Raw genomic sequence first — 26,483 nt, 5'->3', positions numbered from 1 at the left:
CGACGCCCGGATGACGACCTACGACCCGCAGCAGGTGCTCGCCGCGATCTCCCGGAACGCGGTCGCCGTCCTGGGCATCGGCGGCCTGTCGATCCTGGCGATGTTCGTCTTCTTCGTCGAGGCCGCGCGGATGGGCCACCGCGACCGGGCCTACCCGATGGCTCTCTGGATGACCGCGCTGTGGTGGCCGCACGACGGGTCCTACCTCCTGCACCTCGGGGACTGGTTCGGCGGCCCGTACGACCACTGGTTCACCCGGATGTTCTGGTTCGCGATCGTGGTGACGTTCGCTGCGGAGTCGGTCTTCGCGTGGCAGACGGTCCGGTACGGACGCGACGAGCTCTCGCCCGGGCGCTCGCAGGGCACCCACGCCTTCCGGGTGCTCGCGGCGCTCGCCGCCGGTGCCGTCAGCTGGGCGCTGGTGAAGGGCGCGCTGGACGATCCCCTCTACCTGCTCTCGTTCATGGCGACGCTCCTCTGGGGCGGACCGTCCGCCAGCGCGATGCTCGGGCGGCGGCCGGACGGGCGCGGCCAGTCGCTGCTCGAGTGGATCGCCTACGGCGTGATGGCGGCGCTGTACTCGATCACGTCGATCTTCTTCTTCGGAGGCGGCTTCTTCCACTCCTGGGCCTACGTCGGGATCTGCGTCGCGGCGTGCGTGTGGAGCGTCGTCCTGATCGCCGACGCCCGCCGAGCCGGCGCGCCGTCCTGGTCCGGGGCCCGGAGGGGGACACCGGGCGCGGCGTCGGTCGAGACCGCGGCGGACGAGGCCGTGATCCACTGACAGACTAATGACTTATGGTTTCCTTCGTTCGCGACGGCGGGAGGAGCTTGGCGTGACCACGACGGCGGTCTTCACCGAGATCGGTTACGAGGTCTCCGACGGGGTCGCGACGGTCACTCTCGACCGTCCGGACCGGCTCAACGCCTTCACCACGGCGATGGGCCGGGAGCTGGTGGCCGCCTTCGACCGCACCGACGCCGACGACGCGGTCAGGGTCGTGGTGCTCACCGGGGCCGGCCGCGCGTTCTGCGCGGGTGCCGACCTCGGCGGGGGCGCCGCCACGTTCGACGACTCCGCGGCCGGGGCCGACGGCACCATCGACGGCATCCCGCGGGACGTCGGCGGCATCGTCGTCCTGCGGATCGCGGCCTCGCGCAAGCCGGTGATCGCCGCGGTCAACGGCGTCGCGGCCGGGGTCGGGGCGACGATGACCCTGCCGGCCGACATCCGGATCGCCGCCGACGGTGCCCGCTTCGGCTTCGTGTTCGCCCGGCGCGGCATCGCCCCCGACGGCGCGTCGAGCTGGTTCCTGCCACGGATCGTCGGGATCTCGCGGGCGATGGAGTGGGTGACCACCGGCCGGGTGTTCGGGGCCGACGAGGCGCTGGCGGGCGGCCTGGTCTCCCGCGTCGTCCCCACCGGCGAGCTCTCCGAGGCGGTGCGGGGGGTGGCGGCCGAGATCGTCGAGCACACCTCGCCGGTCTCCGTCGCCCTCACCCGGCGGATGCTCTGGTCGATGCTCGACGCGCCCTCGCCGTGGGACGCGCACCGGCTCGACACCCGGGTCATCTCCGCCCTCGGGCGGGGACCGGACGCCGCCGAGGGCGTCACCTCGTTCCTCGAGAAGCGCCCGCCGCACTTCACCGCCCGCCTCGAGGACTACCTCGGCCTCGTCCCGGGGTGGCCGGAGCCCCCGGACGACGTCGTCCCCGGCGGGCCGGGGACGGACGCGTGAGCCGGGAACGACGCGTCACCACCGTCAATCGGGGTGTCCGGCTCGTCGGGAGCCGCTGGGACCCCACCGGGCCGGGGCGCGGCACCGTCGTCCTCCTCCACGGCGGGGGGCAGACCCGGCACTCGTGGAAGACCACCGGGCGGCGGCTGGCCGCGGCCGGGTGGGCCGCGACCGCGATGGACACCCGCGGGCACGGCGAGAGCGACTGGGCCCCCGACGGGGACTACTCGCCCGACGTCCTCGTCGCCGACCTGGAGGCCGTGGTCGACGCGGTCGGGGAGCCGCCGGTGCTCGTCGGCGCGTCGATGGGCGGGATGACGTCCCTGCACGCGCTCGGCGACCGGCCGGGTCTCGCCCGGGGACTGGTGCTCGTCGACGTCGCGCCCTCCACGGAGGCCGAGGGCGTCGACGAGGTGGCCCGCTTCATGCGCTCGGGCGCCCGGGGGTTCGCGAGCCTCGAGGAGGCGGCCGACGCCGTCGCGTCCTACAACCCGCAGCGCGACCGTCCCCCGCGCCCCGAGGGCCTGCGCCGCAACCTCCGCCACCGCGACGGGCGCTGGTACTGGCACTGGGACCCACGGCTGGTCGACGACGCCCGCACCGCGCCGGAGACGCTCGAGGCGAACGCACGGCGGGCCCGGGAGGCGGCCCGGTCGCTGCGCCTCCCGACGATGCTGGTGCGCGGCTCCGCCTCGCGGGTGGTGAGCCCGCACGGCGCCCGGGAGCTGCTCGAGCTGGTCCCCGGTGCCCGGCACCTCGACGTCGAGGGCGCCGGCCACATGGTGGCGGGAGATGACAACGACGTCTTCGCCGAGGCCCTCGTCGAGTTCCTGGAGCACGACGTGGCGCAGGCGGGCTGACCCCCGCCGGCGCCGGCCGCGGCGGCCTCGTCAGGCCGAGGTCGGCTGGGCGACCGCCCGCTCGGCGTAGGTGGCGCGGATGGCCCGGCGGGCGATCTTCCCGCTCGCCATCCGCTCCAGCGGGCCGTCGGTGAGCACGACCCGGCGCGGCACCTTGTACCGGGCCAGCCGCGCCCAGCAGTGCTCGGTCACCGCCTCCGCGGTCACCGCGGCGTCGGCGTACACGACGGCGGCCGGGGTCTCCCCGAACTTGGGATCGTCCACCCCGATCACGCAGACCTCGTGGACCCCCTCGAGCTCCAGGACCGCCGCCTCGATCTCCGAGGGCGCGACGTTGTAGCCGCCGGTGATGATCATGTCCTTCATGCGGTCGACCACGCGGATGAAGCCCTCGGCGTCGCGCACGCCCACGTCCCCGCTGTGGAACCAGCCCTCGCGCATGGCGTCGGCGTAGGCCGCCGCGTTGTTCCAGTAGCCCGGGGTCACCCCGGGGCCGCTGACGATGATCTCGCCGGGCTCCTCGGCGTCGCAGTCGGTGCCGTCCGGCCGGACGACCCGGTGCCGGGTGAAGACGGTGCCGCGGCCGAACGACTCGGGCCTCGTCAGCGCCTGGTCGGCCGCGTTGACCGACGAGATGCCGCCCAGCTCGGTCATGCCGTACGCCTGCCGCAGCGGCACTCCCTTGTCCAGCCAGGCGCGGATCGTCGAGGTGCGGGCCGGTGCCCCGGCGATCGTGGCGAGCTCGATCGCGGAGAGGTCGGCGTCGGCGAACTCGGGGCGGGCCGCCATCTGCTCGAAGAGCACCGGCACGCCCGCGATGATCTGGATGCGCTCCTCGGCGAGGCGGCGCAGCGACACCGGGGCGTCGAACCCGCGCTCGTAGTAGATCGTGAGGCCGCGGGTGAGCGGGTGGAGGATGTGCCAGAGCAGCCCCGGGGCCCCGGACATCGAGAGCAGGTAGATGATCCGGGCGCCCGGGCGCAGCGCCGGTTCGGCCATCGCGAAGTCGGCGATGAGGTTGAACGTGCTCCGGTGGGAGAAGATCACGCCCTTCGGGCGCGAGGTGGTCCCGCTCGTGTAGACGATCTGGGTCACGTCGTCCGGGCCCGCGTCGGGGCGGGGCACGCGTTCCGGTGCCTCCTCGCCGCGCAGCGCGGTGAACGACGCGAGGCCCGCCGTGGCCGCGCCGGTGCCGCCGGCGGCGGTCTCGGCGACCTCGCGGTGCGCCTCGTCGCTCAGCACGTGCGTCGCGCCGGAGTCCTCGAGCAGGTAGCGGAGCTCGTCGGCGGTGAACCGACTGTTGAGCGGGACCACCACGGCGCCGAGCTTGAGCGCGCCGATCGCGGCGACGATCCACTCGAGGCTGTTGTCGCCGAGGATCCCGATCCGGTCGCCCGGCGCGAGCCCGCTCCGGCGGTGGGCCTGGGCGGCCGCGTCGGTCCAGCGGTCCAGGTCGCGGTAGGTGACCGCGTCGTGGCCGTCGAAGACGACCGCGTTGCGGTCCGGGGCCTGGATCGCCCAGGCCGCGAGACCGTCGGTGACCAGCTCCGTCATGGGGCTCTCCCGGAGGTCGAGAACGTCATCTAAAAGTATTAGGTGGCTACGCGACCGCGTCAACGGTCGGGGTCAGCGGGGCATCTGACCGTCGTCCAGCTTGATGACGGTGCCGGTGACGGCCCGCGCGGCCGGGGAGAGGAGGTGAAGGAGGGTGCCCTCCACGTCGGCGACCTGCTCGAGCCGGCCCCGGGGCATCTCGGCCGCGAGGGTGGCGGCGTCCATGCCGATCCGCGCGAACATCCCGTCGAGCATCTCGGTCTCCACCGCGCCCGGGGCGATGGCGTTGACGTTGATCCCGTGCCGGGCCCACTCCACCGCGAGCACCTCGGTCATGCGGTTGACCGCCGCCTTGCTCACCGAGTAGAGCGCGGCGGCGTCGTCGGGGGCGTAGTGGAAGGCGCCCATCGACGAGATGTTCACGATGTGTCCCGGGCGCCCGGCCGCGATGAGCCGCCGCCCGACCTCGGTCGCGAGCACCCACGGGGCCCGGACGTTGGTGTCGAGCACCGCGTCGACCACCTCGAGCGGCATGCGGCGGGCGCGGCGGGCGTCCGGGATGCCGGCGTTGTTGACCAGGACGTCGACGAGCCCGACCTCGGCCTCGACGTCGTCGAGCGCGGCCGGGAGGGACTCGGCGCGGGTGAGGTCGAGGGGCAGGGGCAGGCACCGGCCACCGTCGTCCCCGATCGCCGCGGTGAGCTCGGCCAGCCGCTCCTCGCGGCGTCCGACGGCGACCACCGTCGCGCCGGACGCCGCGAGGACGAGGGCGAGGTGCCGGCCCAGCCCGGACGTCGCCCCGGTGACCAGGGCGACGTGACCGGCCAGCGGCGGGCTCAGCTGAACAGCCGTTCCATCGAGGGCGTGAGGTTGATCGTCTTCAGCTCGTAATACGCCTCGACGGCCTCCTGGCCGGTGTCGCGGCCGACGCCGGAGCACTTCACGCCGCCGAATGGCGCCTCGGTGTTGTAGGTGAAGGAGTTGACGCTGAACGTGCCGGTCCGGACCGCGCGGGCGACCCGGGCGGCGGCCTCGTCGTCGGTGGTGAAGACGGCGCCGTGCAGGCCGTACTCGGAGTCGTTCGCGATCTTGATCGCCTCGTCCTCCGAGTCGTACGTCTGCACCGCCACCACCGGGCCGAAGATCTCCTCGCGGGAGATCCGCATGTCGTTGGTGGCCCCGGTGAACACCGTGGGGGCGACGAAGAACCCCCGGTCCAGGCCCGCCGGGGCGCCCCCGCCGGTCGCGAGGACGGCGCCCTCGGCCCGGCCGGCCTCGATGAGGGAGAGCACCTTGTCGCGTTGCCGTGCCGAGACCAGCGGGCCCATCGTGGTGGCCGGGTCGGTGGGGTCCCCGACGACGAACGACTCGGCGGTCGCCACCAGCGCGCCGACCATCTCGTCCTCGCGGGCCCGGGGCACGAGGACCCGGCTGAACGAGGCGCACACCTGGCCGGTGTTGAAGAACGAGCCCATCGCGAGGCCCTGCATGGTCGTGGAGACGTCCGCGTCCTCGAGGACGATCGCCGCCGACTTGCCGCCGAGCTCGAGCTGCATCCGCTTGAAGCTCGCGCCGCACTCCCGGCCGATCTCGCGGCCCGCGGCGGTGGACCCGGTGAAGCTGACCTTGTCGACCTCGGGGTGGGCGACGAGCGCCGCGCCGGCCTGCCGGTCACCGGTGATCAGGTTGAACACCCCGGCCGGGACGCCGGCCTCGGCGAGGGCCTCGGCGATCGGGAAGCCGTCGAGCGGGGTCTCCGGGGCCGGCTTGTAGACCACCGAACAACCGGACACGAGCGCCGGGAAGATCTTCGAGAGGGCCATGTTGAACGGCCCGTTCCAGGGGGCGATCGAGGCGACGACGCCGATGGGCTCGCGGACGACCGCGGCGGGCCCGTACTGGGTCTGCCGCACCTCGCTGCGGGGGAGGTTCCGGGCGACGTCGAGGAACCACCGCGCGACGTGGAGCCCTCCGGGGATCTGGATCCCGGCGATCGAGCTGGGCAGGCCCATCTCGGCGGTGACCAGCCGGCCGATCTCGTCGAGGCGGGGCTCGAGGAGGGAGAGCGCCCGCTCCAGGACGTCGGCGCGCTCGCCCTCGGACAGCCGGCGCCAGGGGCCGTCGGTGAAGGACCGGCGCGCGGCGCGCACGGCGGTGTCGACGTCGGCCGCGTCGACGTCGGGGGCCTCCCCGATCGACTCCTCGGTCGTCGGGTCGATCACCGGGATGCGGGCGGCGGAGCTGGGCTTGCGCCACTCGCCGTCGACGAGGAGCTCCTCGCGAACGATCATCGTTCATCCTCTCGGGCCGGTCCGCGGTCGGACCCGGCATGCGCGGTGCGTGGAGGGCGCGGGCGTCGGCGGCGCGGCCGCGTCGAGGGGCGCGGCAGGGGCCGGGGGAGGACGTCCGTGCGCCGGACCAGTGGTCGGCGCCCGGAGCCTAAGGGTTGAAGGTTTAGCGTGTCCAGGGTCACGGCGGGCCGGTGACCGCGGCGCTACCTAGAGGTTTTAGGTTCGGGCCACCGCCACGGTGGCGCGATGGGGAGGAGCGGGATGACAGCGGTGTCGTCGGGCCCGGAGCAGGCCGCGGCCGGCCCGGGTGGGTCCGAGGTCCTCGATCGGGTCCGCGAGTTCCTCGTCGGGCACCCCACCGCCGGCGCCGACCGGCTCGCCTTCCTGCGCGCCCGGTTCGACGCCGGGCTGGCGCGCGTCGACCTCCCGCCCGGGCAGGGCGGTCTGGGAGCCGACCGCGACCTGCAGGCCGTGGTCGAGGACGAGCTGCGCGCCGTCGGGGCGCCAGAGCACCGCCCGTCGGACAACCCGATCGGCCACGGGATGGCCGGGCCGACGCTGCGCGCCTTCGGCACCGACGAGCAGTGCCGCCGCTGGCTGCGTCCGCTGTGGACCGGGGAGGAAGCCTGGTGCCAGCTGTTCTCCGAGCCGGGCGCGGGCTCCGACCTGGCCGGGCTCGCCACCCGTGCGGTGCGCGAGGGGGACGAGTGGGTCGTCCACGGCCGCAAGGTGTGGACCAGCCTCGCCGACCGGGCCCGCTGGGCCCTGCTGGTCGCCCGCACGGACCCGTCGGTCCCGAAGCACCGCGGGCTCACCTACTTCGTGTGCGACATGCACGCGGCGGGGGTCGAGGTCCGGCCGCTGCGCCAGATCACCGGCGAGACCGAGTTCAACGAGGTCGTCCTCGACGGCGTGCGCATCCCCGACACCGACCGGGTCGGTGAGGTCGGCCAGGGCTGGGCGGTGGCCCAGGGGACGCTGATGAACGAGCGCGTCTCCTACACCTCCGGGACGGCCCCGCGACACAGCGGCGGGATCGGGGCGCTGCTCGCGGCGTGGCACGACCACCCGGAGCGGCGCACCGCCGGACTCCACGACCGGGTGCTGTCCCTGTGGGTCCAGGCGGAGGCGGCCCGCCTGACGACGGCGCGCTGGGAGCAGGAGCTGGCGCGCGGACGCCCGGGCCCGGAGGGCTCGGCCATCAAGCTCGAGCACGCCCGCCTGAACCAGGAGATCTCGCAGGTCGAGCTCGAGGTGCTCGGCGACGCCGGGCTCCGCTACCCCGACTACTCCGAGCGCGCCCCCGAACCGGTGCCCTGGACCGAGGCCGCCCCGGGCTGGCGCTACCTGCGCTCCCGCGCGAACTCGATCGAGGGCGGGACCTCGGAGATCCTGCGCACGGTGGTGGGGGAGCGCGTCCTCGGACTGCCGCCCGAGCCGCGTATCGACAAGGACGTCCCCTTCTCGGAGCTGCCGCGATGACCACCCTCGCCGAGTCCCCGCCCGTGGGCGACCTGCGGTACTCCGAGGTCGAGGAGGACCTGCGCGCCGCCGTCCGGGCCCTGCTCGACCGCCGCGCCGGCTGGCAGGACGTGCTGGCCCGCACCGAGACCGCCGAGCCGGTCGACCGGGCGCTGTGGCGCACCCTCGCCGCCGAGCTCGGGTGCGCCGCCCTGCCCGTCGCGGAGGAGCTCGGCGGGGCCGGCGCGAGCTGGCGCGAGGCCGCCGTCGTCGCCGAGGAGCTCGGTCGTGCCGTCGCCCCGGTGCCCTTCCTGGGCTGCTCGGTCGCGACGGCGCTGCTGCTGGCCGTGGGGGAGCGCGACCTCCTCGCCGGCCTCGCGGGCGGCGACCGGATCGTGGCGCTCGCCGTCCCCGCCGCGAGCGCGCCGGGCGAGCCGCTCGTCCCCCTCGCCGTCGACGCCGACCGGATCTCCGGCGACGTCCCCGGCGTCCTCGACGCCGCCGCGGCCGACGTGCTGCTCGTGCCCGCCGGCGGGGCGCTGTACGCCCTCGACGTCACCGACCCGGGCGTGCGGGTCACGCCGGCGGTCTCGCTCGACATGACCCGCCCGATCGCCGACGTCACCCTCGACGCCGCGACGGGACGGCGGCTGGCGACGGGCGCGGTCGTCGCCGACGCCGTCGCCGCGGCACAGCGGATCGGGGCGGTGCTGCTGGCCGCCGAGCAGCTCGGCGTGGCCCGGCGGTGCCTGGACGAGGCCGTCGCGTACCTGCGCGATCGGCACCAGTTCGGCCGGCCGCTCGGGTCGTTCCAGGCCCTCAAGCACCGCGCGGCCGACCTCGCGGTGCTGATCACCCAGGCGTGCGCGGTCGCCCGGTACGCCGCGGACTGCGCCGCCACCGGCGCCTCCGACCTGCCGGTGGCCGCGGCCCTGGCCCAGGCCCACCTCTCGCCGACGGCGCTGCGGGCCGCCCAGGAGTGCCTGCAGCTGCACGGCGGGATCGGCTTCACCTGGGAGTACGTGGTGCACCTGTTCCTCAAGCGCGCCACGAGCCAGGCGATCGTGCTCGGCACCGCCGACCGCCACCGGGCCGCGCTCGGCGAGCTGCTCGGCGTGCCCGGACCGGAGGAGACCTCGTGACCGACCTGACCGGGACCGTCGCCGTCGTCACCGGCGGCAACCAGGGCATCGGCCTGGCGATGGCGCGTGGCCTCGCCGAGGCCGGGGCCGACGTCGCGGTGTGGGGCCGCGCGAAGGACCGCAACGAGGACGCGTGTGCCCAGCTGCGGGCGGCCGGGGCGCGGGCGCTGCCGGTCACCTGCGACGTCGGCGACGAGGACGAGACGCGCGCGGCCATGGAGGAGACGGTCGCCGAGCTGGGACCGCTGGGGTGCATGATCGCCAACGCCGGGGTGGCCCGGGCGGTGCCCCTGGTCGACACCACGCTCGACGACTGGCACGCGGTGCTGCGCACCAACCTCGACGGCACGTTCCTCTCCGCGCGGGAAGCGGCCCGGCGCTTCGTCGCCCAGGGCACCGGCGGGTCGATCGTGCTGGTCTCCTCGATGGTCAGCCGCTACGGATCGGCCGGGCAGGCCGCGTACGCGACGAGCAAGACCGGTCTGCTCGGCCTGGGTCGCACGCTCGCCGTCGAGCTGGCCCGCCACAAGGTGCGCTGCAACGTCCTGGTGCCGGGGTGGACCCGGACCGCGATGAACGAACAGGCGCGGGAGGACGAGCGCTTCATGGCGGCCACGACCGCGCGCACCCCGGTCCGGCGCTGGGCCGACCCGGAGGAGTTCAGCCAGGTCGCGGCCTTCCTCGCCGACCCGACCCTGAGCTTCCACACCGGCGCGGAACTGGTGGTCGACGGCGGATACTCGGTGTTCTGAGCTGGTGCGGGAGGACGTCGGCGTTTACCTTGAGGTGTTAGGTAAACATGATCGCGAAGGGGCTCTCATGACCCGTACCACGGCCTCCCGACAGGACCGCGTCCGGCGGACGCTGGAGCACCTCGGCACGGGCACCACGGACGAGACCGACGCGGTGCTGCCGTTCGGGCCCGAGCAGTACCGGGACCCGGACATCGCGGCGCAGGAGCGCGAGCGGGTGTTCGGGCGCGTCCCCTCGATCATCGCGCACGCCTCGGAGCTGCCGCGGCCCCACGACTTCATCACCCGGCGGATGCCGCGCAACCACGTCATCGTCGCGCGCCAGCCCGACGGCGGGGTCAAGGCGTTCGTCAACCTCTGCCGCCACCGCGGCGCGGTGCTCGAGGAGCGGACCGAGGGGCAGTGCCGGTTGTTCTCGTGCCCGTACCACCGGTGGTCCTACGACCTCGACGGCTCGCTGCGCGCAATCACGAAGGACACGACGTTCGGCGAGGTCGACCGGTCGCAGCTCGGTCTCGTCGAGCTCCCGGTCGAGGAGCGCCACGGCCTCGTGTGGATCGTCGACCGGGCGGGCGCCGACATCGACGTGGCCGACTGGCTCGGCCCGGAGGTGGACGAGATGCTCGCCGGCTACGGGCTCGAGGACCTCGTCGCCTACCGGTCCGAGGGCTTCGACGAGCCCGCCAACTGGAAGCTCATGCAGGACGCGTTCGTCGACAACTACCACATCCAGTACGCGCACCCGAACACCGCGGCGAAGCACGTGCACACCAACGTGCAGGTCGTCGAGGACTTCGGTCGTCACGCGCGCATGTGCTCGCCGCGCAAGTCCATCGACCGCTTCCGCGAGGTCGACCCCGTCGACGCGCCGGACGACATCGTCCGCCACGTCACCGACGGCCACTTCCTGCTCCCGAACTCGACGCTGCTGCGCCAGCCCGACGACCACTTCGAGCTGCTGACCTTCCGCCCCCACCCCACCGACCCGGGCTGGTGCCGGATGGAGATGCGCCTGCTGGTGCCGACGGTGGAGAAGAGCGGGCTCGACCCCGAGAAGTGGCAGCGGGTCTGGGACAAGAACTGGGAGATCCTGCTCGCGGTGCTGCACCAGGAGGACTTCCCCCTGCTGCGCGCCTCGCAGAGCGGCCTGGGCAGCGCCGACGCGGCCGGGATGCTGCTGGGGCGCAACGAGACCGTGAACCAGATCTTCCACCGCGAGCTGCGCACGCTGCTCGCCTGACGGAACGGAGAACACATGCGCGACGCGGTGATCGTCGAGGCGGTCCGGACGCCGGTCGGCAAGCGCAACGGCGGCCTGTCGGGGGTCCACCCCACCGACCTGTCGGCCCACGTCCTGTCCGGGCTCGTCGAGCGGGCCGGGGTGGACCCGGCGCTCGTCGAGGACGTCGTCTGGGGCTGCGTCTCGCAGACCGGCGAGCAGACCCTGGACATCGCGCGCAACGCGGCGCTCGCCGCGGGGTGGCCCGAGACGGTCACGGGGGTGACCGTCGACCGGCAGTGCGGGTCGTCCCAGCAGGCGGTGCACTTCGCCGCCGCCGGGCTCGTCGCCGGCCAGTACGAGGTCGTCGTCGCCGGCGGCGTGGAGTCGATGTCCCGCGTGCCGATGGGCAGCTCCTCCCAGGGCGCCGACCCGTTCGGCCCCGCCTTCCACGCCCGCTACGGCGAGACCTCGCCGAACCAGGGGATCGGCGCCGAGATGATCGCCGAGCAGTGGGGACTCTCGCGCCGCGTGCTCGACGAGTACTCGCTCGGCTCCCACGAGAAGGCGGCCGCCGCGCAGGACGACGGCCGGTTCTCCGGCCAGATCCTGCCCGTCACCAGCCCGGACGGCACGGTGGTCGCGGCCGACGAGGGCATCCGGCGCGGCGGGACCGTGGAGAAGCTCGCCGAGCTGAAGACGGTCTTCCGCCCCGAGGACGGCGTCATCACCGCGGGGAACAGCTCACAGATCTCCGACGGGTCGGCCGCCCTGCTGATGACGACGAGCGAGAAGGCCGCCGAGCTGGGGCTGCGCCCGATCGCCCGGGTGCACACCGCGGTCCTCGCCGGTGCCGACCCGGTCATCATGCTGACCGCGCCGATCCCCGCCACCCGCAAGGCGCTCGAGCGGTCCGGGCTGGGCATCGACGAGATCGGCGCCTTCGAGGTGAACGAGGCGTTCGCCCCGGTGCCCCTGGCGTGGCTCGCCGACCTCGGCGCGGACGCGAAGGCCCTCAACCCGAACGGCGGGGCGATCGCGCTCGGGCACCCGCTCGGCGGCTCCGGCGCCCGGATCATGACGACGCTGGTGCACCACATGCGCGACCAGGGCATCCGCTACGGCCTGCAGACCATGTGCGAGGGCGGCGGCCAGGCCAACGCCACCATCCTCGAGCTGCTCTGACCTCGAGCCCCGTGTCAGGAAAGTGGCGTTGCCGACGACCAGTGTCCGCAACGCCACTTTCCTGACGTCGGCCGGGGATCAGCTCGCGGCGGCCGCGCCCACGCGCGCGCCCAGGGCGTCCGCGAGCCGCCCGGCGATGATGGCCTCGGCGTCGGCCACGATGCGGGACACCAGCTCGGCGCAGGTCGGGATGTCGCGGATGAGGCCCTGGACCATCCCGGCCGACCAGATGCCGTGGTCGAGGTCGCCGGTCTCGTAGACCTTCGCCCCGCGCACCCCGGCGACGAGATCCTGGATCTCGGGGAACTGTGCGCCCTCGGCCAGCTTCGCCACGACCTCGCGCGAGACCGCGTTGTCGGCGACGCGGGCGGTGTTGCGCAGCTGCCGGAAGATCAGCTGGGTGTCGCGCTCGCCGGCCTCGACGAGCCGGGCCTTCACGTTGTCGTGGATGCCGGACTCGACCGTGGCCATGAACCGGGTGCCCATGTTGATCCCCTCGGCGCCGAGCGCGAGGGCCGCGACGAGGCCGCGCCCGTCGCCGAACCCGCCCGAGGCGATGAACGGGATGGTGATCGCGTCCGCGGCCGCGGGCAGCAGGATCAGCCCGGGGACGTCGTCCTCACCGGGGTGCCCGGCGCACTCGAACCCGTCGATGGACAGGGCGTCCACGCCGAGCTTCTCGGCCTTGAGGCCGTGCCGCACGCTCGTGCACTTGTGGATCACCTTGATCCCGTGGGCGTGGAAGTGCTCGAGGTGCTCCACCGGGTTGGCGCCGGCGGTCTCGACGATCGGGACGCCCTCGTCGATGATCACCTGCCGGTACTCGGCGTAGGGCGGCGGCGTGATCGCCGGGAGGATCGTCAGGTTCACCCCGAACGGCTTGTCGGTGAGCTCGCGGCAGCGCCGGATCTCCGCGCGGAGGTCCTCGGGGGTGGGCTGGGTCAGCGCCGTGATGAACCCGAGCGCGCCGGCGTTCGCGACGGCGGCCACGAGCGGGGCGCGCCCGATCCACTGCATCCCGCCCTGCACGACGGGGTGCTCGACCTCGAAGAGCTCGGTGAAACGCGTCCGCATGTGTCGTCCTCCGTCGATCAGGGGGTCGCGGGCGGGGCCGGGGCCCACCCGCCGGTGAAGGTCGGCGTCCGCTTCGCGCGGAAGGCGGCGAACGCCTCGGGCGCGTCGACGCCCATGAGGTTGACGGCCTGCGCGTGGGCCTCGCGGTCGAGGGCGTCCTCGAACGAGGACGTGACGGCCTGGTCGAGCAGCCGCTTGGTCAGCGTGATGGCCACCGGCGGCCCCGCGGCGAGCTGGTCCGCCCATTCCGCCACGGCGGCGTCGAGCTCGTCGACGCCGACGATCTTGTTGACCAGGCCCATCTCGGCCGCCCGGGAGGCGGGCAGGACCTCGGCGAGCAGGCAGAGCTCCTTCGCGCGGTGCAGGCCCACCCGCTGGACGAGCAGCCAGCTGCCGCCGAAGTCGACCGACAGGCCGCGCTTGCTGAAGATCTCCGAGAACCGGGCCCGGTCGGACGCGACGACGAGGTCGCACCCGAGGGCGAGGTTGAACCCGGCGCCGACCGCGACGCCGTCGACCTTCGCGATCGAGGGCTTCGACAGCCGGTGCAGGGCGACGGCGGCGCGGTTGACCTCCTCCATCCCGATGAGTGGGTGGGGACGGTCGTCGCTGCCGGACAGGTCGGCGCCTGCACAGAAGTCGCCGCCCGCCCCGGTGATCACGACCACCCGCACGTCCGGGTCGGCGTCCAGCGCCGTCAGCTCCGCCGCGAGCCGGGCGAACGCCGCCGGGTCCAGCGCGTTCTTGCGGCCCGGACGGTCGATCGTCACGGTCGCGACGCCGTCGCGCCGCTCGCTCGCCACGCCGCTCCGCGGCTCCGTCGACACGCTCATCGCGTACTCCTCGTCCTCTAGCGGGGCTGCATGCGGATCGCGCCGTCGAGGCGGATGGTCTCGCCGTTCAGCATCGGGTTCGCCACGATGTGGGCGGCGAGCTGCCCGTACTCCGACGGCTGCCCCAGACGCGACGGGTGCGGCACCTGGTTGCCCAGCGACGTCTTGACGTCGTCCGGGAGGCTGCCGAGCAGAGGGGTCTCGAACAGGCCCGGCGCGATCGTCACCACCCGGATGCCCAGGCTCGCGAGGTCACGCGCGATCGGCAGGGTCATCCCGACGATGCCGCCCTTGGACGCCGAGTAGGCGGCCTGCCCCACCTGGCCCTCGAACGCGGCGACCGAGGCGGTGTTGATGATGACACCGCGCTCGCTCGCGACCGGCTCCGCCCGGGCGATCCGCTCGGCGGCCAGCCGGATGACGTTGAAGGTGCCGACCAGGTTGACGGTGAGGACCTTCGTGAAGTCGGGCAGCGGGAACGGCCCGCTCTTGCCCACGGTCTTGATGGCGTTGCCGATGCCGGCGCAGTTCACGGCCACCCGCAGGGTCCCGAGATCCTCGGCGACGTCGAGGGCGGCGCCCACCTGCGCCTCGTCGGTGACGTCGGCGGCGGCGAAGCGCACCGCCTCGCCGAACTTGGCGGCGACCTGCTCGCCGTCCGAGCTCGGCAGGTCGACGATGACGACCTTCGCGCCGGCGTCGACCAGCTTCTCGGTGGTCGCCAGGCCGAGGCCCGACGCTCCGCCGGTCACGAGCGCGACGGCTCCGTCGATCTCCATGGGTACACAGCTCCTTCCGGTCGCGGCGCGGACGTCGAGCGCCGGAAGAAACTTATGGCTTTAGGTAAGCGGTCGCAAGAAGTGTGGTCATCGTCCGGAGGCTCTGTGAGGTGCGGCGGTGACCGCATCGTCGAGGAAGGCCGGAAGGATGAAGCGCCGGATGAGGCGGCGCACGCGCTGCCACGTCTCGGGGCCGTCACGGTGGCGGACCAGCGTCATCATCGAGAGTTGGACGTGGACGAGCCAGAGGAAGGCGTCCTCGATGTCCACGTCCGAGCGGACCCCGGCCCGGATGCCGTCCTCGAGCAGGACGGCCCCCCACACCCGCTCGGAGACCCGTTCGGCGGCGTCGGACTCCAGGAGTCGGCTCGCCGCCCGGGGCGAGTCGGTCGACATCAGGTCACCCACGACGTCGTCGCGGCTGCCGTGGTCGATGAGGAAGACCAGGCCCTCGACGAGCTTGTCCTCGAGGGTGGGCTGCTTCTCGATGTGGGCGACGGCCCGGCGGACGAGGCGTTCGGAGCGGCGCATGACCACGCCGACGTTGAGCGCCTCGCGGTCGCCGAAGTAGCGGTAGAGGGTGGGGCGGGACAGACCGGCGCGGCGCGCGACGTCGTTCATCGAGGTCTTCGCGACGCCGTAGGTGGCGAAGCAGGCCTCGGCGGCGTCGAGCAGGTTGTCCCTCGTCCGTCGCCAGGTATCGCTCTCGGCCGGAGCCGATCCTTCCCCGGCGTCCCCCACTCTCGAAGCCTCCACGGGCTCGATGCTAAGGGTTCCTGCGTCCGGATCGGGCGGGGTTGCCCGGGTGTCGCTCCCCCACACGTGACGTGACACGCAGGTGTTACCGTGACCTGGGTCACAACAACGTCTCGCAAGACGGTTGACGTCGTTTGTCTCACTGACACGCTGAATCCGACGACGCCCACCCCGCGACCCGGACCACACCAGGGAGCCGCTCCCGTGCTCCTCGTGGTGGCGAACCCCTGCCGCGACGTGTCGCCTGCCCTCGCGCGGGCCGCCTGCTGTCTGCACCACCCGGTGTGGTGTGCCCGGAACTCGAACGGAAGTGGGTCGACGATGTCGTCAGCACCGTGGGAGGGCGCGGGATGAGCGCTCCCAGCATCGCGATGAAGGCCGCGAAGCCGGTCGGCGGTTTCATCGCGTTCACGCTCGACACGTTCGTCGCGATCTTCAAGCGGCCGTTCCAGTGGCGCGAGTTCATCCAGCAGACGTGGTTCGTGGCCAGTGTCAGTCTCGGGCCGACCATCCTGCTGGGGATTCCCTTCGTCGCCCTGGTCACCTTCCAGTTCAACCTGATCCTGGTCGAGATCGGGGCGATCGACCTGTCAGGAGCCGGTTCCGGCTTCGCGACGATCACCCAGATCGGACCGGTCGCCACCACGTTCATCATCGCCGGCGCGAGTTCGACCGCGATCTGCGCCGACATCGGCGCCCGCAAGATTCGCGAAGAGCTGGACGCCATGGAGGTCCTCGGCATCGACGTGGTCCAGCGCCTCGTGGTCCCCCGAGTCCTCGCCACCGCCCTCAACGCCGTCCTCCTCAACGGCGTCATGATCCTCATCGGGCTCACGGGTGGCTACGTCTTCGGTGTCTTCCTGCAGGACGCCAGTCCGGGCCAGTACGTCGACTCGTTGAAGCTCCTGGTCGGCTTCCCCGACCTCATCCACGGCGAGATCCGCGCCGTCGTCTTCGGCGTGGTCGGGGCCCTCGTCGGCTGCTACCGCGGAATGAACTGCGCCGGTGGCCCCCGCGGCGTCGGCAACGCGGTGAACGAGACGGTCGTCTACACGTTCCTCGCGCTCTTCCCGATCAACATCATCCTCACCCAGGTCCCTTACTCGCTGGGAATCGTCGGAGGACACACGTGAGTTTCACGGACAGTTCCGCGGGGCGGGTCGCGGTCAAGGTCCTCGGCGCGCCGCTCCGTGTGCTCGACGACCTCGGCCAGCAGGCCGCCTTCTACGGCAGTTCGATCGGCTGGACCTACAAGGCCGTCGGCCGTTACAAGAAGGAACAGGTCCGGCTGATCGCCGAGGTCGGGATGTCCAACGGTGCCCTCGCGGTGATCGGCGGCTCCTCGGTCATCTCGCTGTTCATCACGCTCTTCGCGGGTGTGACCGGTGGCGTCCAGACCTTCGACGCGCTGAAGAACCTCTCCCTCGAGGCCCTCGGCGGTTTCGCCTCCGCGCTCCTCAACCCCCGGCTGCTGGTGCCGATCGTCTGCGGCGCCGCGCTGGCGGCCACGGTCGGCAGCGGGTTCACCGCCCAGCTCGGCGCCATGCGGGTCTCGGAGGAGATCGACGCGCTCGAGGTCATCGGCGTGCGCTCGCTGCCCTACCTCGTCACCACCCGGCTGGTCGCGGGAATGATCACGATCATCCCGATCTTCGCGATGTCGATGGTCGGGGCCTGGGTCGGCTGGAAGACCACCCAGGTCGACTTCTTCGGCCTCTCGGAAGGTACCTACAACCACTACATGGACACGTTCATGCAGTGGTCGGACATCCTGTTCTCCTTCGCGCAGGCGATCGGGATCGCCGTCGTGGTGATCCTGATCCACACCTATTACGGATACACCGCGTCCGGTGGTCCGGCCGGTGTGGGACAGGCGGTCGGCAAGGCCGTCCGCACCTCCCTCATCGCGGTCCTCGGTGTCGAGCTCTGCATCTCGATGGCGCTCTACGCCAACTCCGACGTCTTCCGGATCTCCGGATGACCGCGGCGGTGCCGGCCGGGGTGCCGGTCCACACCGAGTCCTCCTGGGACCGGGTGAAGTACAAGCTCTACGGCCTGATCCTGCTCGCGATCGTCGCCGCGTTCATCGGGCTCTGCGTGCTGCAGTTCAACGAGGCCTTCACGCCCACCGACCGCGTGTACGTCGACGCCGGCCGGGCCGGGCTGCAGATGACCAAGGGCAACCGCGTCGAGATGCGGGGCGTCCAGGTCGGCAAGGTCGCCGACGTCGAGCGGAACGCCCAGGGCGGGGTGAGCCTCGCCATCGACATGCAGCCCGACCAGATGTCGGCGATCCCGGGCAACCCGGTGGTCGCCCTGAGCCAGCTGACTGCGTTCGGCGCCAAGACCGTCCAGTTGTCCGACCCGACGCAGGCCGTCGGGACGCTGCAGGACGGCGCGCACCTCGACGCCGGCCACATCACGGTCGAGGTCAACAACCTGTTCCAGCAGTTGCAGACGGTGCTGGACACGGCCACCCCGGCGAAGGTCAGCTCCATCCTCGGCGGCCTCTCGGGTGCCCTCAACGGGCGTGGCGACGACATCGGCCAGACGGTCGAGGCCGCGAACGCCTACCTGAAGAAGATCAATACCGATCTTCCGCAGCTGCAGCGCGATTTCGCCAAGGGGGCGACGGTGACGAACACCTACGCCGACGTCGCGCCCGACCTGCTGAACACGCTGGACAACCTGCGGACGCCGAGCAACACGCTCGTCGAGCAGCAGGGCAAGCTCGACAAGTTCCTGGGCGTGCTCAAGACGTTCGGCCACACCGGCCAGAGCTTCTTCGCCCAGAACGGCCCCCAGCTCGAGAACACGGCCGCGGACCTCAAGGACATCACGGGTCTGTTGAAGAAGTACTCGCCGGAGTTCAGCTGCTGGATCGGGGGCATTGCCGAGGCCGACCGCCGCGAGCTCACACAGCAGAGCGCGCACTTCCCCGGCTTCGAGGGCAACACCACCATCGAGTACGGCCGGAACTCCTACCAGTACCCGCAGAACCTCCCGGTCGTCGGCACGAACAACGGCCCGGACTGCGACGGCCTGCCCTACATCACCGCACCGAACGTCCCGGCCGGGCTGTTCAAGAAGGTCGACAAGGGCGGCAGCGTCGCCGACGGGCCGAACATCAACACCGCCCGCCAGCCGCTGGTGGCCACGCTCTTCGGTCCCGACGCGACCCTCCCGTTCCAGCCCACCCCGCAGGCCGGTGGCAACGAGAACACGATTCCGGGGGGGACGGACAAGTGAGCCGCAAGTCCGCACAGGCGATCGGCGCCCCTCTCACCAAGAGCATCATCTTCCTGATCGCGACCGTGTTCGTCCTGATCCTGATCGCCATCGAGCTCGCGGGCGGCGGGCTCTTCGAGGATCGCGCGAGCTACTCGGCGATCTTCACCGACGCGTCCGGGCTCAAGGCGGGCCAGACCGTCCGGGTCGCCGGCGTGAAGGTCGGGACCGTCAGCGACGTCGAGATCTACGACAACACCCAGAGCAAGGTGACGTTCGACGTCAACCGGACCACGCCGTTGCCGAACGGCGTCCAGGCCGACATCCGGTACCTCAACCTCACCGGCGATCGGTACCTGGAGCTCAAGCAGGGCCCCGGCACACCCGGCAACCTGCCCGAGGGCGCCACGATCCCGATCTCCCAGACCGCGCCGGCGCTGGACCTCAACGTCCTGCTCGCCGGGTTCTCCCCGCTCTTCCAGGGGCTGGACCCGGGCCAGATCAACGACCTCTCGAACGATCTGGTCAACGTCCTGCAGGGCGAGGGCGGCACCGTCGACAGCCTCCTGCAGCGGACCGCCTCGCTGACCAACGGCCTGGCCGACAAGGACGCGCTGATCGGCGACACCGTCAACAACCTCAACTCGGTGCTGACGACGCTCGACCAGCGCGGTCCGGAGGTCAGCGACACGATCAACAACCTCGACAAGCTGGTGAAGGGGCTGTCCGACCAGCGGGGCCGCCTGGGCGACTCGCTGCAGTCGACGACGAACCTGGTCAGCGGGGTCAACACCCTGCTCACCCGGGTCCGTGGTCCGCTCAGGGACGCGGTGCCGCAGATCGACCGGCTCTCCACCCTGGTCAATCAGGGCAGCGACGACGTCAACACGTTCCTGCGTGACCTGCCCGGTGGCTACCTGCGGATCAGCCGTCTCGGCTCGCGCGGCAGCACCTACAACCTGTTCATCTGCGCCCTGCGGGTGAAGGTCACCGGCCCGGACGGCAAGCCGCACGTCTTCCCGGACCCGAACGATCCGCTCTTCAAGGGCACCAACGGCTACTTCGGCCCGAACCCGAACGTGGAGCGCTGCAAGGCCAACGACGACGGCACCCAGTACCCGATCGAGGACCGGCACCCGCTGGAGACGCCCCAGCAGCGCGAGGCGAAGGGAGTGGGCAAGTGAAGCTCCGGTTCCGCGAGAAGAACCTCCTCGTCGTCGCGGTCGTCGGGATCGTCGCGATGCTGGCCGTGCTGTTCGGCAGCTTCCAGATCGCGGCCCTGCCGATCATCGCCGGCACCAGCTACGAGGCGGCCTTCGTCGACGGCGGCGGGCTCAAGTCCGGCGACGAGGTCGACGTGGCGGGCACGCAGGTCGGCAAGGTCACCGACGTCTCGATCGACGGCACCGACGCGCTGGTGACCTTCACCGCCAAGCACGTCGTCCTCGGCCAGTCGACCACGGCGGTGATCGAGACGCAGACGCTGCTCGGCGAGCGCCGCCTCAAGATCGTTCCGAGCGGGCCGGGGGAGATGCAGTCCGGGGACAAGATCCCGGTCCAGCGGACGCAGGCGCCGTACAGCATCACCCAGGCCATCGAGGACCTGACCAACAAGACCTCGCAGATCGACAACCAGTCGGTCTCGAAGGCCCTCGACACCTTCTCGCAGACCTTCAAGAACACCCCGAACGACATCGAGCCGGCCTTCGTCGGGCTGTCCCGGCTGTCGCAGACCGTGTCGTCCCGCGACGCGGAGCTCCAGCAGCTGCTCGCCCGTGCCGAGAGCGTCACGGGGCTGCTCAGGGACCACACCGCCCAGGTCACCGACATCATCCAGCAGGGCAACCTCCTCCTCGGCGAGCTCGAGCAGCGCCGGCAGGTGATCCACGACCTGTTGGTGCAGACCACGCAGGCCGCCGATCAGGCGTCCGGGTTCGTCAACGAGCAGAACGGCAAGCTCAAGCCGGCCCTGGACCAGCTCAACCAGGCGATGGTGCTGCTCCACCAGAACGAGGGGAACACCGTCGCCGCCCTGCAGCGGATCTCCTCGTTCATCACCGGTCTCGGTGAGGGCCTCTCGACGACCCCGCAGTTCAGCGGCGTCGGTGACCTCGCGGGCGCCAGTGGGACCGCGACCCCGGTCCAGTTCGTCCCGCAGCAGTTCTTCACCGAGCCGACCCTGCCGACGGCCGCGAATCCGTCGGCCGCGATCACCAGCCTGCTGCCGCAGGGAGGTAACCGATGATCGAGCGACTCCGCGCAGCGCAGCGCCCGCTCACCTACGTCACGGTCGGCCTGGTGGTGGTGCTGCTGGCGGTCGGCGCCTACGTGCTGATCAGCCTCACCAGCAGCAAGACCGCCGTCGCGTACTTCAAGACCGCGCAGAGCATCTACCCGAAGGACCGGGTGCAGATCGTCGGGGTCGACGTCGGTGAGATCGAGAAGATCGAGCCGGAGCCGAACGACGTGAAGATCACGTTCAGCTACGACAGCAAGTACACGCTCCCGGCCGACGCGACGGCGGCGGTCATGTCGCCGACGCTGGTCTCCACCCGGTTCCTGCAGGTCGGCCCGATCCTCCAGGGCAACGGGCCGGCGCTGCCGGACGGCGGGGTCATCCCGCTCGAGCACACCAAGTCCCCGCTCGAGTTCGACGACCTGAAGACCCAGGTGACCGACCTCGCCCGGTCCCTCGGGCCGACGGCGCAGGACCCGCAGGGCTCGCTCTCCCGGTTCCTGCAGGTCGCCGCGGCCAACGGCCAGGGCGGGAACGGCGCCCGGTTCAACCAGACGGTCAAGGACGCCTCGGCGGCGCTGCAGACGCTGGCCGACGGGCGGCAGGACTTCTTCGGGACGATCAGCAACCTGCAGGTCTTCATCACCGGGCTCGCGCAGGTCGACGACCAGGTCACCGAGTTCAACTCCCGGCTCGCCTCGGTGAGCGGGACGTTGGCCGACAACGACACCGAGCTGCAGCAGGCGCTCGCGTCGGTGGACCGGGCCGCGGGCCTGGTCAACTCGTTCGTCGCCGAGAACAAGGGCCCGCTGACCAAGACGGTCTCCGAGACCGGCCAGGTGCTCCAGGGTCTCGCCGCCAAGCGCGACGTCATCGCGCAGGTGCTCCACGTCGGCCCGAGCACGCTGCTCAACCTGTGGAACATCCAGGACACGAAGACCTCGGCCTTCCGCGGGACGCTCGTCGTGGACAACCTCAACACCCCCGCCGACCTGGTCTGCACGGCGATCGCGAACGCGGGTCCGATCCCTTCGGCCGATGCACAGCAGGAGTGCGGGACGGTCCTCGGCCCGACGCTCAATCTGCTGCGCCAGCAGAACCCGCCGATCGGCATCAACCCGATCGATGCCCCGAACACCGCCCCGGCCAACCCGGGCGTACCGGACACGACGAACAACGAGCAGCTCCCCGGTGTCGTCCCCAACCCGCTCGGAGGTAACTGATGAGGCGCAGGTGGGCGCTCCTCCCACTCCTGCTGTGCCTGTCGATCCTGGCGGGCTGCAACTACGACGGGATCAACGACTTCGCGCTCCCCGGCACGCAGGGGCGTGAGGACGGCAGCTACCCCGTCCGGATCCAGATGGCGAACGTCGCCGACCTGGTGCCCAACAACCCGGTGCGGGTCAACGACATCAACGTCGGCGTCATCCGCAAGGTCGAGCTCCAGGGCTGGAACGCCCTGGTGACCGTGGACCTCAACCCCGACGTCTCGCTGCCGGCCAACGCCACCGCGCAGGTCGGTCAGGTGTCGCTGCTCGGTGCGAAGTACATCGAGATCGACCCGCCGAAGACCGAGCCCGCGACGGGGCACCTCGATGCCGGAGCCACGATCCCGCTGACCCGGACCGGCATGTACCCGGCCACCGAGGACGTCCTCGCCACGGTGTCCACGCTGCTCAACGGCGGTGGCTTCGCCCAGATCAAGACGATCACGACGGAGCTCGACAAGGCGCTCGACGGCCGGGCCCCGCAGTACCGGGAGCTGCTCGACCAGGCGAACACCCTGATCACGGGCGTGGACCGGCAGAAGGGCGACATCATCAACGCCCTCAACGGCATCGACCGCCTCGCGGCCCGGGTGCGGGCCCAGGACGCGCAGCTGAAAGGCGCCCTGGACGACATCCCGCCGGCCCTGGCCGTGCTCGACCAGGAGCACACCCAGATCATCGACGCGCTCCAGTCGCTGGGTCAGTTCGGGACGACCTTCAAGGACGTCGTGGACAAGAGCAGCGGCAACCTCGCCACCGACGTGAACAATCTGGTCCCGGCGCTCCGGGGCCTCGCCGATTCGGGCCAGTCGCTCACCAAGTCGCTGGACCTCCTCGGCACCCTGGTGTTCCCGCTGTCGACGATCTCGCGCGAGTTCCGCGGTGACTACATCAACTTCTGGCTCACCCTCGACCTGACTCTCGGCACCCTCGACAAGAACTTCCTCACGGGGACGCCGCTGGCCGGGACGCTCGGCGGGATCGAGAAGGCGCTGGCCGGCGACACCGGGGCGGCCACCAAGCTCATCAATCCACTCGTACCGGCGGGTTCCAACCTGCCGGGTGCGGCGAGTCTCTCGCCCGATGCCGTGCAGGGCGGTCAACCCGCCCAGCAGGCTCCCGCCGCCGGTGGGTCCGCCGCACCGGCCGCCGGTGGAGCTCAACCCGCGGCTCCCGCACCGGCGGCACCGGCTCCCGCGCCGGCCTCTGGATCGCAGTCGGGCGGCGTGCTCGGCGGACTCCTCGGAGGTGGCCAGTGACCCGCTTCGTCCGCAACCAGCTGATCGTCTTCACGGCACTGACGATCACGGCGTTCGCCCTGATCTTCTTCGTCTACCTCCAGGTGCCGGCACTGCTCGGCTTCGGGCGGGACAACGTCACCGTCGAGCTGCCGCAGGCGGGCGGTATCTATCCGAACGCCAACGTGACCTATCGCGGCTACACGATCGGCCGGGTCACCCACGTCGACCTCGTCCCCGGCGGGGTCAGGGCGACGCTGTCCCTGAACGACGATCAGATGCCGCCGGCCAACAGCCGGGCCGAGGTGCACAGCGTGTCGGCCATCGGTGAGCAGTTCGTCGACTTCGTACCGCAGCCCGGCGGGGACGGGGCGTTGCTCGCCGACGGCGCCGACATCCCGATGTCGCAGGCTTCCACCCCACCGCCGATCGCCGCGGTGCTCGACGGCACGAACACCCTCCTCGCGAGCATCAAGCCCGCGCAGCTCAACACCGTCCTGGACGAGGGGTCGGCGGCGTTCAAGAACCTGGGCCCGGATCTCGGCCGATTGCTCGACAACACCCAGGCCCTGGTCGACACCGCTGCGCAGAACTATCCCCAGACGCACCAGCTGATCGGTGACGGGGAGACCTTCCTGAACTCCCAGCTGGCGAGCAGCAACGACCTCCGGTCGTGGACGAGGGATCTGAATTCGTTCTCGGCGGCGGTCAAGGCGAGCGACGGGCACCTGCGAGGGACCATCGACAACGGGATCCCGGCGGCGCAGCAGGCGAACGACCTGCTCGCCCAGCTCGCCCCGGTGACCCCGACGTTGCTCAACAGCACCGACACGCTGGCGAAGCTCGCCGATGCCTACCACGCGGGCATCGAGCAGGTGCTGGTCGTCTACCCCATGGTCACGGCCGCGGTGCAGACGAACGTGCCGTCCGACCGGTTGGGAGCGTTCAACTTCAACCTGACGACCACGGTCAACAACCCGAACTGCAGCTTCGGCTGGGTTCCCCCCGGTCAGCCCGGCGGCGCGCGTGACTCCAACCAGTTGGACGACGAACCGCTCCCCCCGAACAGCTACTGCAAGCTCCCGCAGAACAACCCGCTCCAGGCGCGCAGCGCGAGGCAGCTCCCCTGCTTCGAGCCGGGCTCCCCGCCCGGTCGGCGGGCGCCGCTCATCACCGAGTGCCGTGGAGCGGGCTACAAGCCCCTCGGTACCGGCCCGACCACCGTCCCGTCGAACACCAGCTCGGGGAACCTGCCCACGACGAACGTGACCGCCGACGGCTCCGGCCTCGCGATGCTCAGTCCGCTGGACGCCATCGGTGCGCCCCAGACGCCCGCCCCCAGTGCTCAGGAGATGACATGGCAAGGCTTGCTGCTCAACCACGGCTGACCCGGCCGGGAGCCGGGCCCGCCGAGCCCGGCTCCGCGGAGTCGCCCCAGGACGCTCCCCAGCGGACGGTCGTCGCCCCCCGTCAGGTGCACCGCGACGAGGAGGCCGCCGTGGCGGCCACGTCGTCGGGCGGGGGTGCGACGACCGGGTCCCCGAACGGGCCGCGTGCGGCCGAGATCGTGCCGTCCCGCAGCGCGACCCCGCGGTCCGCGGTGCCGCCGGAGCCCGGGGCCGAGCCGGCCACCGAGACCCGCGAACCGCGCACCCCGGCTCCCCGCCGGACGCGGATCGCGCTCATCGGGTGCGCCGCGCTCGCCCTCCTGGCCCTCGGCGCCGCGATCTGGACCGGCGTCGTGTGGGGCCTGGGCGCGGCCGCGGCGAGCGACCGCGAGTCCGTGCTCGCGGCGAGCCGGCAGGCGGCGGTGGACCTGGTGTCGGTCAACTACAACACCGCCGACGCCGACATCCAGCGCGTCCGTGAGGTGTCCACGGGGGACTTCGCGAGCCTGTTCGGGCAGAACATCGACTCGTACTCCGGGGTCGTCAAGGAGGGCAAGGTCATCTCGACCGGCCAGGTCACCGAGGCGGGCGTCGAGAGCCTGGACGGCGACGACGCGCAGGTCATCGCCTCCATCTCCTCCAAGGTCCAGAACAGCCAGGTCCCCCAGGGCGAGACCCGCGAGTACCGGGTCGAGATGTCCATGCAGTACGCGGACGGTGCCTGGAAGGTCGCGAAGATGGAGTTCATCCCGTGAGCACTGCAGCGCTCGAGACCGAGACCACGACGACCGACACCGGCACCGGGAACGCCCCGGACGGCGGGAAGCGTCCCCGGCGAGGCGCCGGCCTCGTCCGGAAGGCCGGGACGGGGCTGCGGGGCGGGTACGTCTTCGTCAAGGGCCTCCCGACGCGGACGGTGCGCGGCGCGAAGGCCGTCGCGGCGGCCGCCGTCGACCAGCCACGGCGGGCCCTGACGATCATGCTGGTCGCCGCGCTGATCCTCGGCGCCGTCTCGGGGCTCTTCGCCTACCTGGCGCACCAGCAGTCGGCCGTCGACGAAGCCGCCCAGGGCGCCCGGACGACCGCGGAGCAGAGCATCGTCACGTTGCTGTCGTACGACTACCACACGGTCGGCAGCGAGGTCGCGCAGCGTCAGGACCTCACCACGGGGCAGTTCCACGACGAGTACGGCTCGCTCATCAAGGACGTCGTGACGCCCACGTCCCAGCAGCAGCAGACCGTCACTCAGACGACGGTCGCGAACTCGGCCCCGACCGCCGAGGAGAGCACGACCCGCGTGTCCGTCCTGCTCTTCCTCAACCAGACCACCACAGCGGCGGGCAAGTCCGACCCGACATTCAGCGGTAGCCGCGTCCGCGTCGGCATGAACCTGGTCGACGGGCGCTGGCTCGTCGCCGACGTCACCCCCATCTGACCCGCGGCCCTCGCGGGCCGCGTCTGACCACCGAGGGAGGCCTGG

Annotated in this window: 25 protein-coding genes; 18 read left to right on the top strand and 7 right to left on the bottom strand. The window is 71.8% G+C overall.

Features of this window, described 5'->3' with window-relative positions:
- The first annotated feature begins 10 nt into the window (after nt 1–10).
- The 3 genes from HH311_RS17820 to HH311_RS17810 are packed head-to-tail and all read left to right on the top strand — an operon-like array spanning nt 11 to nt 2,599.
- The gene (locus HH311_RS17820) at nt 11–784 is read left to right on the top strand and encodes a hypothetical protein (RefSeq protein ID WP_169185027.1); all 774 of its coding nucleotides are present in this window, start codon (nt 11–13) and stop codon (nt 782–784) included.
- 52 nt (nt 785–836) lie between these two features.
- Nucleotides 837–1,739, top strand: a complete 903-nt coding sequence (locus HH311_RS17815) for an enoyl-CoA hydratase-related protein (RefSeq protein ID WP_312030218.1) — start codon at nt 837–839, stop codon at nt 1,737–1,739.
- Nucleotides 1,736–2,599 (top strand): alpha/beta fold hydrolase, encoded by an 864-nt coding sequence (locus tag HH311_RS17810; RefSeq protein WP_169185025.1) that lies wholly within the window; start codon nt 1,736–1,738, stop codon nt 2,597–2,599. The genes HH311_RS17815 and HH311_RS17810 overlap by 4 nt, the downstream gene beginning before the upstream one ends.
- A 30-nt stretch (nt 2,600–2,629) precedes the next feature.
- Here HH311_RS17810 and HH311_RS17805 read toward each other — a convergent pair whose 3' ends face one another.
- The 3 genes from HH311_RS17805 to HH311_RS17795 form a co-directional block, all read right to left on the bottom strand.
- Complete coding sequence (locus HH311_RS17805; RefSeq protein WP_169185024.1) at nt 2,630–4,153, bottom strand: class I adenylate-forming enzyme family protein; 1,524 nt, start codon at nt 4,151–4,153, stop codon at nt 2,630–2,632.
- Between the two features lie 72 nt (nt 4,154–4,225).
- On the bottom strand, nt 4,226–5,092 hold the full coding sequence (locus HH311_RS17800) for an SDR family NAD(P)-dependent oxidoreductase (protein WP_211190424.1): 867 nt from the start codon (nt 5,090–5,092) through the stop codon (nt 4,226–4,228).
- Nucleotides 4,990–6,444 carry an aldehyde dehydrogenase gene (locus HH311_RS17795; protein ID WP_169185023.1) on the bottom strand — a complete coding sequence of 485 codons (1,455 nt, stop codon included), beginning with the start codon at nt 6,442–6,444 and terminating at the stop codon, nt 4,990–4,992. The genes HH311_RS17800 and HH311_RS17795 overlap by 103 nt, the downstream gene beginning before the upstream one ends.
- Nucleotides 6,445–6,705: 261 nt before the next feature.
- On the opposite strand from HH311_RS17795, the gene HH311_RS17790 reads away from it, so the two are divergent.
- The 5 genes from HH311_RS17790 (at nt 6,706) to HH311_RS17770 (ending at nt 12,203) form a co-directional block, all read left to right on the top strand.
- A complete protein-coding gene (locus tag HH311_RS17790; RefSeq protein ID WP_169185022.1) occupies nt 6,706–7,926 on the top strand; it encodes an acyl-CoA dehydrogenase family protein in 1,221 nt (406 codons plus the stop codon).
- On the top strand, nt 7,923–9,047 hold the full coding sequence (locus HH311_RS17785) for an acyl-CoA dehydrogenase family protein (protein ID WP_211190423.1): 1,125 nt from the start codon (nt 7,923–7,925) through the stop codon (nt 9,045–9,047). Before HH311_RS17790 ends, HH311_RS17785 begins: the two co-directional genes overlap by 4 nt.
- Entirely contained in the window at nt 9,044–9,799 is a 756-nt protein-coding gene (locus HH311_RS17780) for an SDR family NAD(P)-dependent oxidoreductase (RefSeq protein WP_169185021.1), read from the top strand. Before HH311_RS17785 ends, HH311_RS17780 begins: the two co-directional genes overlap by 4 nt.
- A 67-nt stretch (nt 9,800–9,866) precedes the next feature.
- On the top strand, nt 9,867–11,039 hold the full coding sequence (locus HH311_RS17775; protein ID WP_169185020.1) for an aromatic ring-hydroxylating dioxygenase subunit alpha: 1,173 nt from the start codon (nt 9,867–9,869) through the stop codon (nt 11,037–11,039).
- A 15-nt stretch (nt 11,040–11,054) separates the two neighbouring features.
- On the top strand, nt 11,055–12,203 hold the full coding sequence (locus HH311_RS17770; protein WP_169185019.1) for an acetyl-CoA C-acyltransferase: 1,149 nt from the start codon (nt 11,055–11,057) through the stop codon (nt 12,201–12,203).
- 78 nt (nt 12,204–12,281) lie between these two features.
- Here the strand turns inward: HH311_RS17770 and HH311_RS17765 are convergent, their stop codons facing one another.
- The 4 genes from HH311_RS17765 to HH311_RS17750 all read right to left on the bottom strand — a co-directional run bounded on the left by HH311_RS17765 (nt 12,282) and on the right by HH311_RS17750 (nt 15,645).
- Nucleotides 12,282–13,277, bottom strand: a complete 996-nt coding sequence (locus tag HH311_RS17765) for a nitronate monooxygenase family protein (RefSeq protein WP_169185018.1) — start codon at nt 13,275–13,277, stop codon at nt 12,282–12,284.
- A 17-nt stretch (nt 13,278–13,294) separates the two neighbouring features.
- Nucleotides 13,295–14,110: an enoyl-CoA hydratase/isomerase family protein gene (locus HH311_RS17760; protein WP_169185017.1), complete on the bottom strand. Its 816-nt coding sequence runs from the start codon at nt 14,108–14,110 to the stop codon at nt 13,295–13,297.
- A gap of 17 nt (nt 14,111–14,127) precedes the next feature.
- The gene (locus HH311_RS17755; protein WP_169185016.1) at nt 14,128–14,889 is read right to left on the bottom strand and encodes a 3-hydroxyacyl-CoA dehydrogenase; all 762 of its coding nucleotides are present in this window, start codon (nt 14,887–14,889) and stop codon (nt 14,128–14,130) included.
- A gap of 87 nt (nt 14,890–14,976) precedes the next feature.
- Complete coding sequence (locus HH311_RS17750; protein ID WP_169185015.1) at nt 14,977–15,645, bottom strand: TetR/AcrR family transcriptional regulator; 669 nt, start codon at nt 15,643–15,645, stop codon at nt 14,977–14,979.
- Nucleotides 15,646–15,995: 350 nt separating this feature from the next.
- Between HH311_RS17750 and HH311_RS17745 the strand changes: the two genes are divergently transcribed.
- Genes HH311_RS17745 through HH311_RS17700 form a run of 10 tightly spaced genes read left to right on the top strand, consistent with a single transcriptional unit; the run spans nt 15,996 to nt 26,438 of the window.
- Nucleotides 15,996–16,778 (top strand): ABC transporter permease, encoded by a 783-nt coding sequence (locus HH311_RS17745; protein ID WP_248292725.1) that lies wholly within the window; start codon nt 15,996–15,998, stop codon nt 16,776–16,778.
- A complete protein-coding gene (locus HH311_RS17740) occupies nt 16,775–17,626 on the top strand; it encodes an ABC transporter permease (RefSeq protein WP_169185014.1) in 852 nt (283 codons plus the stop codon). Before HH311_RS17745 ends, HH311_RS17740 begins: the two co-directional genes overlap by 4 nt.
- Nucleotides 17,623–18,894, top strand: coding sequence for an MCE family protein (locus HH311_RS17735; RefSeq protein WP_169185013.1), 1,272 nt, complete (start codon nt 17,623–17,625; stop codon nt 18,892–18,894). The genes HH311_RS17740 and HH311_RS17735 overlap by 4 nt, the downstream gene beginning before the upstream one ends.
- Entirely contained in the window at nt 18,891–20,057 is a 1,167-nt protein-coding gene (locus HH311_RS17730) for an MCE family protein (protein ID WP_169185012.1), read from the top strand. Before HH311_RS17735 ends, HH311_RS17730 begins: the two co-directional genes overlap by 4 nt.
- The gene (locus tag HH311_RS17725) at nt 20,054–21,118 is read left to right on the top strand and encodes an MCE family protein (protein WP_169185011.1); all 1,065 of its coding nucleotides are present in this window, start codon (nt 20,054–20,056) and stop codon (nt 21,116–21,118) included. The genes HH311_RS17730 and HH311_RS17725 overlap by 4 nt, the downstream gene beginning before the upstream one ends.
- Nucleotides 21,115–22,332, top strand: coding sequence for an MCE family protein (locus HH311_RS17720; RefSeq protein ID WP_169185010.1), 1,218 nt, complete (start codon nt 21,115–21,117; stop codon nt 22,330–22,332). The genes HH311_RS17725 and HH311_RS17720 overlap by 4 nt, the downstream gene beginning before the upstream one ends.
- Nucleotides 22,332–23,636 carry an MCE family protein gene (locus HH311_RS17715; protein ID WP_169185009.1) on the top strand — a complete coding sequence of 435 codons (1,305 nt, stop codon included), beginning with the start codon at nt 22,332–22,334 and terminating at the stop codon, nt 23,634–23,636. The genes HH311_RS17720 and HH311_RS17715 overlap by 1 nt, the downstream gene beginning before the upstream one ends.
- Nucleotides 23,633–25,003 carry an MCE family protein gene (locus tag HH311_RS17710; RefSeq protein WP_169185008.1) on the top strand — a complete coding sequence of 457 codons (1,371 nt, stop codon included), beginning with the start codon at nt 23,633–23,635 and terminating at the stop codon, nt 25,001–25,003. The genes HH311_RS17715 and HH311_RS17710 overlap by 4 nt, the downstream gene beginning before the upstream one ends.
- Nucleotides 24,973–25,758 carry a hypothetical protein gene (locus HH311_RS17705; protein WP_169185007.1) on the top strand — a complete coding sequence of 262 codons (786 nt, stop codon included), beginning with the start codon at nt 24,973–24,975 and terminating at the stop codon, nt 25,756–25,758. The genes HH311_RS17710 and HH311_RS17705 overlap by 31 nt, the downstream gene beginning before the upstream one ends.
- Nucleotides 25,755–26,438, top strand: a complete 684-nt coding sequence (locus tag HH311_RS17700) for a hypothetical protein (protein WP_169185006.1) — start codon at nt 25,755–25,757, stop codon at nt 26,436–26,438. Before HH311_RS17705 ends, HH311_RS17700 begins: the two co-directional genes overlap by 4 nt.
- Nucleotides 26,439–26,483: the final 45 nt, after the last annotated feature.

It is taken from the genome of Actinomycetospora sp. TBRC 11914 (assembly GCF_012933465.1).
Lineage (GTDB): Bacteria > Actinomycetota > Actinomycetes > Mycobacteriales > Pseudonocardiaceae > Actinomycetospora.
This window is presented reverse-complemented; position numbering and strand designations above follow the sequence as displayed.